Source organism: Clostridium sp. chh4-2 (assembly GCF_002899675.1).
Classification (GTDB): Bacteria; Bacillota; Clostridia; order Lachnospirales; family Lachnospiraceae; genus CHH4-2.
The window spans coordinates 90663-103096 of the sequence record NZ_PKUU01000001.1; the positions used below are offsets into that span (position 1 = coordinate 90663).

General features: G+C 44.9%; 10 protein-coding genes. 1 reads left to right on the plus strand and 9 read right to left on the minus strand.

The window, feature by feature from the left end; genetic code table 11:
* Window positions 1–76 precede the first annotated feature (76 nt).
* The 5 genes from C0033_RS00445 to C0033_RS00465 form a co-directional block, all read right to left on the minus strand.
* Complete coding sequence (locus C0033_RS00445) at window positions 77–799, minus strand: hypothetical protein (RefSeq protein ID WP_103225905.1); 723 nt, start codon at window positions 797–799, stop codon at window positions 77–79.
* A gap of 220 nt (window positions 800–1019) precedes the next feature.
* On the minus strand, window positions 1020–2363 hold the full coding sequence (locus tag C0033_RS00450; protein ID WP_103225906.1) for an APC family permease: 1344 nt from the start codon (window positions 2361–2363) through the stop codon (window positions 1020–1022).
* Window positions 2364–2380: 17 nt separating this feature from the next.
* Window positions 2381–3562: a mandelate racemase/muconate lactonizing enzyme family protein gene (locus tag C0033_RS00455; RefSeq protein ID WP_103225907.1), complete on the minus strand. Its 1182-nt coding sequence runs from the start codon at window positions 3560–3562 to the stop codon at window positions 2381–2383.
* A 27-nt stretch (window positions 3563–3589) separates the two neighbouring features.
* Window positions 3590–4270 (minus strand): FCD domain-containing protein, encoded by a 681-nt coding sequence (locus C0033_RS00460; RefSeq protein WP_103225908.1) that lies wholly within the window; start codon window positions 4268–4270, stop codon window positions 3590–3592.
* A gap of 161 nt (window positions 4271–4431) precedes the next feature.
* Window positions 4432–7236 carry a transporter substrate-binding domain-containing protein gene (locus C0033_RS00465; RefSeq protein WP_103225909.1) on the minus strand — a complete coding sequence of 935 codons (2805 nt, stop codon included), beginning with the start codon at window positions 7234–7236 and terminating at the stop codon, window positions 4432–4434.
* A gap of 191 nt (window positions 7237–7427) precedes the next feature.
* On the opposite strand from C0033_RS00465, the gene C0033_RS00470 reads away from it, so the two are divergent.
* On the plus strand, window positions 7428–8267 hold the full coding sequence (locus C0033_RS00470; protein WP_103225910.1) for a pyridoxamine kinase: 840 nt from the start codon (window positions 7428–7430) through the stop codon (window positions 8265–8267).
* Between the two features lie 140 nt (window positions 8268–8407).
* Here the strand turns inward: C0033_RS00470 and pepT are convergent, their stop codons facing one another.
* The 4 genes from pepT to hisB form a co-directional block, all read right to left on the minus strand.
* Window positions 8408–9634, minus strand: a complete 1227-nt coding sequence (gene pepT, locus C0033_RS00475) for a peptidase T (RefSeq protein WP_103225911.1) — start codon at window positions 9632–9634, stop codon at window positions 8408–8410.
* 131 nt (window positions 9635–9765) lie between these two features.
* Window positions 9766–11061 carry a bifunctional phosphoribosyl-AMP cyclohydrolase/phosphoribosyl-ATP diphosphatase HisIE gene (hisIE, locus tag C0033_RS00480; protein WP_103225912.1) on the minus strand — a complete coding sequence of 432 codons (1296 nt, stop codon included), beginning with the start codon at window positions 11059–11061 and terminating at the stop codon, window positions 9766–9768.
* Window positions 11062–11103: 42 nt separating this feature from the next.
* Window positions 11104–11826 carry a 1-(5-phosphoribosyl)-5-[(5-phosphoribosylamino)methylideneamino]imidazole-4-carboxamide isomerase gene (hisA, locus tag C0033_RS00485; RefSeq protein WP_103225913.1) on the minus strand — a complete coding sequence of 241 codons (723 nt, stop codon included), beginning with the start codon at window positions 11824–11826 and terminating at the stop codon, window positions 11104–11106.
* Window positions 11827–11841: 15 nt separating this feature from the next.
* A complete protein-coding gene (gene hisB / locus C0033_RS00490; RefSeq protein ID WP_103225914.1) occupies window positions 11842–12429 on the minus strand; it encodes an imidazoleglycerol-phosphate dehydratase HisB in 588 nt (195 codons plus the stop codon).
* Window positions 12430–12434: the final 5 nt, after the last annotated feature.

Sequence of the window (12434 nt, forward strand, 5' to 3'; positions counted from 1 at the left end):
TTAATAGAAGAACGTAAATCTGTCAACCTCCCCACAGACATCCTGTTTTCCCCGCCCTTTAGACGGTATTACTTTTTCAATGCCACTGGCTTTTATAGATATTCGCCGCCATTTGAGGATTTTGAAATGCATTATAATCATTATCTTCAAATAAAAAGCACCGTGCGTTAATACATTTGGTATTTCTGCCGGTAACCGCCTCAACAAACTCTGTTCCTATATCTGATTTACATTTGACATACAGCATTTTTCCATTGCTTTTTACAACGAAAACCCCGGGATCATAGCCCGGAAGCGCTGTTTCTTCATACCAAATCACTGCCACATCCGATATCCGCATAACCCCATTATAAAAATGATCAGGAAGCCGCAGCCAATTCTTTGTCAAGAATCCTACTTTCATAGAATCTTTCTCTTTGGAAGGCTGGGAAGTCAAAGACAACAGCAGCGCATTCGATTGACGGCATTCCCTATAGAACTCCAGAATTTCTTCTGCGCTGCAGTCACTGTCCTTAGCAGTCATCTCTGCAACGGAGGCACCTATTTTGTTTATCAGTTTTCCTCCGAATCCCGATAGGACAATACCCAAAAGCACACAGCATACGGTGACTGCAATCCAAATAATATCGCTCTCATATAGAATATGGAGAAGCAAATGGTTTAAAATTCCCATCGCAAGCACTCCGATTCCCAGAATCAAAAGACCCGCCCCCTCATGTTTCATTTTGCTTTTTTTTGTAAGTTCCTCTTCGGACAACAGCAGTTCCGTTTCCAATGTTTTCGTCATCGGTATAATCATATTCATTTCCTCCTCTTACTTTTGATAAAATTTACTGAAACTGGATGAAAGTATATCTTATTAGACAAGATTCCGGCCTCATTGTGACAGTAAAATTACATTTTTTTACAGCTGTTTTGAAGAAGCTGTTTTACTTGTAAGATTTCGAAAAATTTGTTATAATAAAGTTCTGCTATGAAATAGAAAATCCTGCGGCTTCTGCCGCAGGATTAACGAAGAATCACCCGCCAAGGTTTGTATTCGATTCTATTTCATAGCTTTTTTTCACATTTACTTTCTGTGCTTTGACAAGAACAGTTGCATAGATAAAGAAAATTACAAACAGCCCGATTGTCGTAACAGCAAGTACCGGAGTCAGATTTTTTAGCGAAAGTGCAACAAAAATTCCTCTCAACAGAATCGCTGCCCCTACTCCAATGTAAAATACCGTTTTAGGAAGTTTATAATAGCGTTTTTCCCATGCTTCCGGCAATATTCTGGGTAATCTCCAGATTGCGAAAAACACAATCAGCTCACTGATCGATACAATCAGCACAACATTGCTGGTTATAATCTTAATGCTTAAATTCAATATTATCGGTAAAATTCCCACAAGATAAACCAGAATATAAATGATATAAGGAATTCCGTTCTTATTCGTAACCGCAATTTTTTCCGGAAACCATCCGTCACGGGCCGCCTGCCTGATCGGAGTTGACATGATTGCGAATGCGCTGTTAATCGTCGTGCTCAGAGATGCCAATGGGCCTCCAATTATAAACAGATAATACAGCATTCCCGGCATTATCACTTTTGCCACCTCGGTCAGAGGTTTTCCCGCCACCTGTTCTACAGGAAGTACTGTGCTGTTGACAAAAGCAATTCCGATATACAGCACCAATATAATTGCGGATGTAATTGCCAGCGCTTTGGGAACGTCCCGTTTGGGATTTCTCGCTTCACTTGTAAAATTAATGATGTTTTTATGTCCGACGGTTGACGCAGCCAAAAGCATCACTGCCGCACCAAAGCCCTCTGCTCCATGGGTGAAAAAATCAGGCGCCTTCAGATCCATTCCCTGTCCCGATGTTTTGGAGATACCAAGCAGGATAAAAAGTCCCAGCCCGACAAATAAAATAACAGAAAGGATATTCTGTACCTTTGCCATCTTTTGAACACCGGTCAAATTCAGGATAAAGAAAAAGGTAATCCCAAGCAGAGCCGCTGTCTTTGCCGGAACAGCAGGAAATAAAACGTTCACATACTGTCCGAAGCCACTGCCAAACAGCCCCATATTAAAGATGATCAGCACCGCCGATATGCCGATGAAGCCTCCCCACCGGTCACCCAAAAATGTTGCCGTGATCGTATAGTTGCCTCCCTTTGGTATCATGCAATTACCAAGTAAAGCATATGGCACAATCATCAGGAATCCGGCCACTGTTGCAATCAGGTATGCAAGCCAGGCAGAACGCCCGGTTACAGCGATTGCCTGTCCGGTCAATGTTACAACGCCAGCGCCGACTACGGTGCCCAATGCCAGCGCTACTAAAGCCCCCAGGCCCAAACCATTTTTATGTTTCATTCTGTCTTCCCCCGTATTTACCGTATAATATCAATCTGCGCTTCAGCAACCGCCTGTTCTGAAAGATCTTGTCCGAATCCAGGAAGATCCGGTATCTCGAAATATCCGTCCACCGGCTGATAGTCATACACGAATTGACTGGCAACCGACTTCAAAGTACTTGTCATATGATGTTCATGGATGATAAAATTCGGTATTGCCGCCTCTAAATGCAGGGATACCGCCAGATTCAGCGGGCTTGAGCAGACATGAGTCTGAACATTTACATCATAGATGTGAGCCATATCACAAATCTTTTTGCATTCGGTTACGCCCCCGCAGTTGCCGATATCCGGCTGTATAACGGATACGGCGCCGGATTCCAAAAGTGGGAGGAATCCCCATCTCGTATAAGTCCGCTCTCCGGTTGCCAGCGGAATGCCTACACGTTCAGCCACTTTCTTTGTCACATCCATATTCAGCGGCAACGTCGGTTCCTCATAAAACATGATGTCGTAGGTTTCCGCCATCCGTCCAAGCTGAATCGCCGTATTGGCATCTGTGTTCGCATGATTTTCCAGGATTATATCCACCTGGTCTCCTGCCGCCTCGCGCATGGCTGCCAGACGCTCTTTTGCCAAAGACAGGGTCTTCTTAGGCAGGCTTCCGCAAAGCTCGGAAAACGGAACTCTTCTGCCCTCCAAGTCAAACTGCAGGATATCCGCCTTCACTGCGGTATAACCTTCTCCGACTGCCCGTTTACAGGAAGCGGCATAATCCTCTGCCCTGCCAAGGGCGTTCATGCTCTGTTCTCCCCAGCCAAACTGAAGCTGGCTCGCATAGGCGCGGAGTTTGTTCCGGCATTTACCTCCTAACAGTTCATAGACCGGAACCCCATAATACTTTCCCTTGATGTCCCACAAGGCCGTATCAATGGCGCTGATTGCCGCCATCACGACTCCGCCGTTTCCTTTTCCCCAGAATGACTGCTTAAACAACCGTTCCCAAATCAATTCATGCTTCAGCGGGTTTTCACCGATGATGAAATGGGATAAATCTTTTATCATCTCTGCTGCTGCATATGCACCCGTCACAATCGCGACCGATGCTTCACCCAGTCCGTAGATCCCCTCGTCTGTATTGATTTTACAGATAACCGGACGAATCTGGGTTCCCTCGGGGATTTTGAGCTTCAAAATCTCCATACTTGTAATCTTCATAGCTGCCTCCTATTGTTTTATTACACCTCAGGACACAAGGAAATGATCTTCGATCAACTTCCTGCACAACTCTTTATCCTTGTCCATAATTGCCTGGACTATCTTTGTATGGGACTGACCGGTGAGAAGATCCTGTTCCATCTGGTGTTTTTTTCGTAGGTGAAGCGCAGCGCCGGAATACATGCGCGCTCCAAAGGCCTGGTAGCTGAGGCGGAAAATCTTATTCCCGGACAGCTTGCATAGTTTATAATGAAACTTCAAATCGAATGTAATATTATCCTTCAAATTCTTTTCCTGAAAAGTCTGATCTGTCTGCTCTGCAAGCCGGTATAAATCCGCAAGCTCTTCCTCGCCGGCGCGTTCCATGGCAAGCAGGGCACAGATGTATTCCGTCTCCCTCCGGTATTCTGCCATATCGGCAATATCGCCCTCTTCTATAATCAATTCTCCCACATTGTCAATATACTCTTTAAAATCAAATTCCTTCACATAGTTTCCATCACCTAAACGGGTCTCGATAATCCCCAGAACGGAAAGCTTATGCAGCGCTGTTCTCACGGATACACGGCTCGCATTTAACAATTTACACAACTCTGTCTCTGAAGGAATCTTGTCTCCTACCGCATATTCCCCAACAATAATTTCATTCTTCAGCATCTCGAAAATCTGTTCCGGCACGCTTTGTTTATCCAATGCTTTTAACGCCATGTCTTACCCTCCTTATAATATGTTAGTTGTATGACAACTAAACTATATAATATTTATGCTGCTTTGTCAACCCACATTCCTATAAAATGGCAAAATAAGGCGGTCACACATATGGATTTCCATCCTTTGCGTGACCGCCCTATTCAGCTATAAAAATATTTTCAGCAATCCCCTTCTTCTGTCAAGGCTCTGTGAAGCTCTATAAATAAATGATTGATATCAATCGGTTTAGGAATAAAACCGGTCATACCGGCTTCCAAAGCCGCTTCTTTGTCTTTATTTGACGCATTTGCAGTCATAGCAATAATTGGGATTGTCTTAGCGTCCTCCCGGGGCAACGCCCGGATGGCGGAGGCTGCTTCCAATCCATTCATCTCCGGCATCAAAATATCCATCAGAATTGCGTCAAATGTTCCCGGCTCCTGATCTGAGAACAAATCCACAGCCATTTTTCCATTTTCCGCCCGAACGGTCGATGCGCCTTGTAATTGAAGAAGATCCATGGCTATCTCTGCATTCAGTTCATTGTCTTCAACCACCAGTATATTGCTATTTTGAAGCAGGTTCTCATCGAGCTGCTCTATCTTCACCGGCTTTTTATCCAAATGTTTTTTTGGCAGTGTGATGGTAAAGTAAAATTCGCTGCCTTTACCCGGCTCGCTTTTCAGCTTCAATTCTCCGCCCATCAGCTCTACAATGCTCTGACTGATGGATAATCCAAGTCCGGTGCCCTGACTTTTGGAAATATTAGATCCCAGCTGTTCAAAACGGCCGAAAATCCGCTGCTGATCCTCTTGTGCAATGCCAATCCCGGTATCCCGGACGCAAATCGTAAAGGATGCATCTGTTTCCGCAGATGTATTTTCCAGAATGGAAAGCTGAACCTCTCCGCCGGCCGGCGTAAATTTAAATGCATTGGAAAGCAGATTGATGATCACCTGTCTCAGACGGACTGCATCGCCTGCCACCTCATCATCCTGAATTTTCTTATTCACCAGAAACCGAAGCTTCCTGTTGGAGGCCTCAGTAGATACCATATTTTCTATATCCTGCAGCATATCAGTCATAGAAAACGGTTCGTCAGAAAGGCTCATCTTTCCATTTTCAATCCGGCTCATATCTAAAATGTCATTGATCAGGTTTAATAAGTATTGGGTAGATGATTTTATGGTATCCAAATTCTCTTTTGCTTTTTCCGGAAGAGACTCGGTCATCACCGTCAAATCAGTCAGCCCTACAATGGCATTCATCGGCGTTCGGATTTCATGACTCATCCTGGACAGGAATTCACTTTTGGCCCGGTTATCGGCTTCCGCACGTTCCAGCTCAACCTTCATGGATGCGGCGTGCAGCCGGGATCTGCTCACCACAAGAACAACCGCTAAAAGCAATATGAGAAATGCGGATACCACGGAGATAACCAGCACTGGATCTCCATACAGAATGCTTGAAAGCGTGATATACGGTTTGCCGATGGAGACGGTATTATGATTGCCGATATCGTTTTTCTCTTCGTCGGTCATGTTGTTAATCGCCTTATTGATTATGGAAAACAGATCCGGCTGAACCGGGCTGGTCATTGCAAAACTGATCCCCAGATTGTCATTAACCCGGTTTACCTGCACAAGATTTGTAAAATTCGTATCCTGGATAATGCTTTCAATATGGGACGAAATGCCATAGAAAAAGTCCGCTTTTCCGCGGTTTACATCCGACAATGCATCGTAAACCTCCGTATAATACCGTACATTGTCCGCTGCAACCGTATCAGGTATCTTTCTGCCCTCTAAAACAGCGCCCGTAAGGCCGGATGCGGGATAGCTGGTTTCTTTATTCCGCACCACAGTGGAATTTAACCTGACATAGGAGGAGGTCAGCGCCAGCCCTAACTCCTGAGCATCTTCGCTTGTTCCAATAAAGCCGCCCAGCATATCGGCTTCTCCCCTCCGGACTTTATCCAGAGACTCCGCATAATTATCGCAGTAGAGATAGGTAAAGTTCAAACCGGAATATGCGGATATCTTTTCTAAAACATCGGGAATCAGACCTTCATGCGCATCATCATTGTTGAGACAGATCATGGGATGCCAATCCTTAGGAACCGCCACTGTCACGTTTTTCTTTTGACGGATAAATGCCTGTTCCTGGTCATTCAGCACCGCATAGTTGTTTTCCGTTTCAGGGAAATTGGCCGAATACAGCTTTTTTGCATAATTAGGGTCGGCTTCATATATCTTTTCCAGCGCCATATTTAATTTGTCCAGTATATCCTGATTTCCCGTGTTGGTTACGATATAATGGGGCTGCGAATCGAAATAAGCGGCTACAAAAAAGTCTTCTCCAATGTCCGAACTGTTTCCTAACAGCAGATCCACATCGCCGTTTTCCAGAAATACTTCCAGGTTTCCTTCTGCTTTTTCCTGAATCTCATCATAGCTGTAATATCTGATTGTACAATCCAGATTATTGACATCCAGATAGATCCGGAGCCGCCTGATATTCTCCTTAGCCCGTTCAAATACTCCTATGGTCTTTCCGTTAAATGTATTGAAATCATAGCTTTTAATGCTGTCATCATCCCGTCGGGCCAATAAAAGAAGCTTGCTGTATCCGCAGTTATAGTCCGGATAGGCAAAATATTTCTCCAGGCCGTCCATATAATATTGTCCGCCTATTAAATCAAATTCGCCCGCCTCAGCCAGTTCGATTAGCTCCTCATCATCTACATCAATATATTCGTATTCCCATCCGGTATACTTAGCTATCTCATTGAGAAAATCAACAACGATTCCATAATGGCGCCCGTCGGAATCAACCATGGTATATCCCTTTGCCTTTGGATAGGCAACACGAATTACCTGATTTTTTTCCTCCGCAATACCCGGAAGAACCTGCAGGATCATGAAAACAACTGCAGCACATATAATTGTGAGCCGTTTTATCTTACTGCCTGAGATATATTTCATAAATACATCCTCTCTGTTATTTCTATCAGATCACGTTTTGATCACACATAGTATAGATTATTTTATCATAAAATTCCCGAATAAACAATTGCCTGGCCTGGACATTTTTCATGATACTGGATATTTCCGACCAGTCCATTTTCTGATATACTCCTCAACATAAGGAACGACATTTTAAAGGAGGTATAACCATGAAACGAATCATAACACTCCAGGATATATCCTGTGTCGGCAGCTGCTCAATTACGGTGGCCCTGCCCGTCATATCCGCCATGGGCGTGGAATGCGGGATTCTTCCAACTGCTGTGCTGTCCACACATACCATGTTTAAAACATTTACATGTAAAGATATTTCAGATCAGATTGCTCCCATCTCCGATGCGTGGGAAAAGGAGAACATTTCATTTGACGGCATTTACACCGGATATCTGGCTTCCGCAGACCAATGTGAACAGATCTGCACATTCTTCGGCCGTTTCGCTTCAGATAAGACACTTGTGCTGGTAGATCCGGCAATGGCGGACAATGGAAAATTGTATCCGGCATTTGATGAAAGCTTTCCGTCAGCCATGGCCGGCGTCTGTTCAAAAGCAGATGTGATACTGCCTAATATTACGGAAGCCTGCCTTCTGACCGGCATGCCCTATCGGACCGTGTATGACCAAGCTTATATACAGGAGCTTCTGGAAAAACTGTTAAAACTTGGCTGCGAAACCGCCGTTTTAACCGGTGTCAGCTATGAACCTGATAAATTAGGCGTCGCATTCTTAAAACGCAGCGGAGAATCGTTTTCTTATTTCACCCACCGCTGTCCTCAAAGCTATCACGGAACAGGAGATCTCTATTCTTCCGTCGTGATGGGAGGCTTGATGCGTGGATTGAGCCTGGAAAGTGCGGTCAGTCTGGCAGCCGACTTTGTGGTATCCTGTATCGAAGCGACAGCTAACACAGAAGGGGCCAGGTGGTATGGAGTGGAATTTGAAAATCAGATTCCCCGTTTATGTGCAATGCTCCAGGAAATGCAGGCTTAAAAGTTTATCTTTACAGGCATAAAAAGCGCAAAAACAGGGTCAGGAAAGGGATTCGATCTGTTGGAAAGCAGATCCAGTCTCCAACCTGGCCCCGTTTTTGCGTTGTCAATTCAGACCTGGGCAAAATCTAATTCAAGCTTTTACATTCCATGCTTCTCAGCGATTTTTATCAGCAGTTCCACAGTTTTTTCCATGGACTGTATAGAGATAAATTCATATTTTCCATGGAAATTATGGCCTCCTGTGCAAAGGTTCGGACAGGGAAGACCCTGATAAGAAAGGCGGGCGCCGTCTGTGCCTCCCCGGATCGGGCAGATCTTAGGAGTGATCGAAAGTTCCTCCATCGCTTCCCTGGCCAAATCAACCAGATAGATATGAGGTTCGATCTTTTCTCTCATGTTAAAGTAGTTGTCCTTTACTTCTGCCGTCACTGTATTCTCACCATATTTCTGATTCAGGAAACAAGCGGCCTTTTCAAAAAAATCTTTCTTTTGGGCAAACTTTTTGCCGTCGTGATCGCGGATAATATAATTAAGATGAGCTTCCTCCACATCACCATGCATGTCGTTCAGATGGTAAAAACCTTCATATCCTTCTGTATACATGGGATTCTCAAACACCGGAAGAAGGGACTGGAATTCCATACCGATTAAGAGAGCATTTTTCATCTTTCCCTTTGCACTTCCCGGATGTATATTGGCGCCGTGGATATGCACTTTTCCTGCCGCCGCATTAAAGTTTTCATATTCCAGTTCTCCCAGCATTCCTCCGTCCACCGTGTAAGCGATGTCGGCTCCAAAACCGGGCAGATCGAAATAATCCGTTCCTCTTCCAACCTCCTCATCCGGAGTAAACGCTATTTTGATCGGACCGTGGGGAATCTGCGGGTTGGATAAAAAATAAGCGGCCATAGACATAATTTCCGCAATTCCTGCCTTATCATCCGCTCCCAGCAGCGTTGTTCCGTCTGTGGTAATTAAATCCTGTCCCTGATACTCGGATAAATCCGGAAACTCTGCAGGGGACATGGTCAGTCCCGTATCCTTGTTCAACAGGATCTCCCCGCCGTCATAATCTTTTATAATCTGTGGTTTTACTCCATCTCCCGGATACTCAAACGAGGTATCCATGTGTGCAATAAATCCCAAAGAAGGATAGGTTTTTCCATTTGTAGCCGGTATAGATGCATAAACATAGGAATGTTCGTCCACTCTCACCTGCGAAGCTCCAAGCGCTTTCAGTTCATCAGACAACAATACAGCCAGATTTCTCTGTTTATCCGTGCTCGGAATTTCAGAAATATCTGGCTTTGACTGTGTATCAACTGCAATATAATTCAGAAACCGTTCCAGTACACCGCTTTCCATATTTTTTCCTCCTGACAATAAAATATAGTTAAAATAACTATACCATAAAGGACGGAAAAAAACCAGTAGTAACTGTTTCCAGCCGCCTCAGTTTACATAATTATTTTATGTAAACTGAGGCGGTATTTTAATCAACGTCTGGATAATTCATCCGTAATCTCTTCCCATCCGATTCCCTTATCCGCCATTAAAACCATCATATGATATAAGAAATCAGAAATTTCATATTTAATCTCTTCCGGATTGGGATTTTTGGCGGCGATCACGATTTCCGTGGCCTCTTCTCCCAGCTTTTTCAAAATCTTATCGATTCCCTTTTCAAACAGATAATTTGTATAGGAACCTTCTTTTGGATGTTCCTTCCTGTCCTTAATAACCGCAAATACCTCTTCAAACACCTTTAAAGGATTCGTCTCCCTGTATTCTTTTTGCGCTAAGGTTTGGAAAAAACAGGTGCGGGAGCCGGTATGGCAGGCAGCGCCCACCTGGTTAACTTTTGCCAGAATTGTATCGTTGTCACAATCCAGCTTTAAGGATTTCACATATTGGTAATGGCCTGATGTCTCCCCCTTTAGCCAAAGGGTCTGCCGGCTTCTGCTGTAATAAGTCATCTTACCGCTTGTTAATGTGGCATTAAACGCTTCCTCGTTCATATAAGCCAGCATCAGCACCTCGTCTGTCTTATAATCCTGTACAATAACCGGAATCAAACCGTCGCCGTTTAATTTAAATTCACTCCAGGAAACAGAGGATTCAAAGGTATCGGTGATAATGCCGCGTGCCTTTAATTCCTGTTTCCGCTTCATGCAATTGCCGCTCTCCTCACCCGGAACGGTCAGTATCACCCCGCTTACGGTAGGAACCTTCAAAAATCCGGCGATTGTGGAAGTCACATCATCATCACAGAACAGAAGAAATTCTGCCTGGTGCATGGAGATATCATGAAGCTGCTCATTATCCAGATTGGGAATATCTAAAATCATGCAGGAAGCGCCCAACTGCCCGAACTCCTCCACTCTGCTCAGATAACCGAACTCCGGAAGATAAGCATATGTTTTTTCGCTGCCAAACCGGTCTGCCGCTTCTTTAATCAAATCAATATTTTCATCCAGACTGACATCCAGAAATGCCGCTTTGGCTCCGGCATACAGATATTTTTTTATGTCTTCCAGCCGTTTCACACGGCCTCCGGCAATAATCGGGATATCCACCGCGCCTGCAACCGCTTTAATGATGCCGATGGTGCGCTCATGGTCCTCGTCACTTTCCGATATATCGTGAATCAGAAGCTCATCCGCTCCGTTATCGCTGTAAAACCGGCTTAACGTGATAATATCGTCACTATAATATTCTTCTCCGTAATCCCTTATAATCGCGCGGCCTTCTTTGCAGGCAAAGCTGGGGATCAATTTTTTAAAAGCTTCCATATTCCCTCGATTCCTGCCGCCTTCTCTACGCGGCACAAGATTTTACTTCGATTCAAAGGCCGCCACCGCTTCTTTTAAGTCCACTCTTTTTTCATAAAGAGCTTTTCCTATGATGGCGCCGTGAATTCCCGCCTGATACAAATTTTTCAAATCTTCCATCGAAGAGACGCCGCCGGATGCAATGATATCCATTCCCGTCTCCTCCGTCAGTTTTTTCGTATATTCCACATTTGGCCCGGACAGCATTCCGTCTTTGGAAATATCCGTATAAACGATATGTTCCACCTGATATTCCTTCATCCGCATACAGAGGCTTAAAGCAGTCAGAGAGCTGACTTTTTCCCATCCCTCTATAGCCACCATACCGTCTTTTGCGTCAACGCCCACCACAATTCTGTCAGAGCCGAATTCATTTACCAGATCCCTGATAAATTCCGGATTCTCCACCGCTTTTGTCCCGATAATGACCCGTGAAATACCGAGTTCCAGCATATTCTTTACCGCTTCACGGCTCCGGATGCCGCCGCCTAACTGGATTGGAACGGATACGGAACGGACAATCTCGCGGATTGCTGGCTCATTGACGGAACGCCCTGCAAGAGCGCCGTCTAAGTCCACCAGATGAAGGAAAGAGGCTCCCTGGGATACCCAAAGCTTCGCCATATCTGCCGGAGTGTCGGAATAAACTTTTACATTATCGAATAATCCCTGCGTCAGTCTTACGCAGGCTCCATTTTTAATATCAATCGCCGGGTATAACTGCATAAATGCCCTCTCCTCCTATAAACTGCCTTTTGTCGATAAAACATCGGTGATGCGCGGATCAAACCTGGTTGCCGCATCCAGGGACTTGGCAAACGCCTTAAAAGCGCCTTCAATAATATGGTGGTTATTGCTGCCTTCCAGCTGTTTGAAATGGAGATTCATCTCCGCCGCATAGGAAACTGCATAGAAAAATTCACGGATCATCTCCGTTTCCAGGTCCCCCACCTTCTCTCTGTCCAATTTCAGGTCATAGACGAAATAAGGGCGGCCGGACAGATCAAGGGCGCAGAGAACCAGGGTTTCATCCATGGGAAGAATCTGAAATCCGTAGCGGACGATTCCCTTTTTATCTCCCACTGCTTCTTTAATCGCCTTACCCAGAACTATGCCAGTATCTTCTATGGTATGGTGGGTATCCACGTTCAAATCCCCGTCCACATGGACGCTGAGATCAAAAAAGCCATGGCGCGCAAAGCCGTCTAACATATGGTCAAAAAAACCGATTCCCGTATGGATATCGCTTTTTCCGCTGCCATCCAGGTTAAGGCTCAGGCTGATCTTTGTTTCCTTTGTATCGCGTTTGATGCTGGCTGAACGTTCCATGCGGC

Excerpts from the sequence above, each read along its gene's own strand:
- C0033_RS00445 (WP_103225905.1), bottom strand. The coding sequence starts at position 799 with ATGATTATACCGATGACGAAAACATTGGAAACGGAACTGCTGTTGTCC.
- C0033_RS00450 (WP_103225906.1), bottom strand. The coding sequence starts at position 2,363 with ATGAAACATAAAAATGGTTTGGGCCTGGGGGCTTTAGTAGCGCTGGCA.
- C0033_RS00455 (WP_103225907.1), bottom strand. The coding sequence starts at position 3,562 with ATGAAGATTACAAGTATGGAGATTTTGAAGCTCAAAATCCCCGAGGGA.
- C0033_RS00460 (WP_103225908.1), bottom strand. The coding sequence starts at position 4,270 with ATGGCGTTAAAAGCATTGGATAAACAAAGCGTGCCGGAACAGATTTTC.
- C0033_RS00465 (WP_103225909.1), bottom strand. The coding sequence starts at position 7,236 with ATGAAATATATCTCAGGCAGTAAGATAAAACGGCTCACAATTATATGT.
- C0033_RS00470 (WP_103225910.1), top strand. The coding sequence starts at position 7,428 with ATGAAACGAATCATAACACTCCAGGATATATCCTGTGTCGGCAGCTGC.
- pepT (WP_103225911.1), bottom strand. The coding sequence starts at position 9,634 with ATGGAAAGCGGTGTACTGGAACGGTTTCTGAATTATATTGCAGTTGAT.
- hisIE (WP_103225912.1), bottom strand. The coding sequence starts at position 11,061 with ATGGAAGCTTTTAAAAAATTGATCCCCAGCTTTGCCTGCAAAGAAGGC.
- hisA (WP_103225913.1), bottom strand. The coding sequence starts at position 11,826 with ATGCAGTTATACCCGGCGATTGATATTAAAAATGGAGCCTGCGTAAGA.
- hisB (WP_103225914.1), bottom strand. The coding sequence starts at position 12,429 with ATGGAACGTTCAGCCAGCATCAAACGCGATACAAAGGAAACAAAGATC.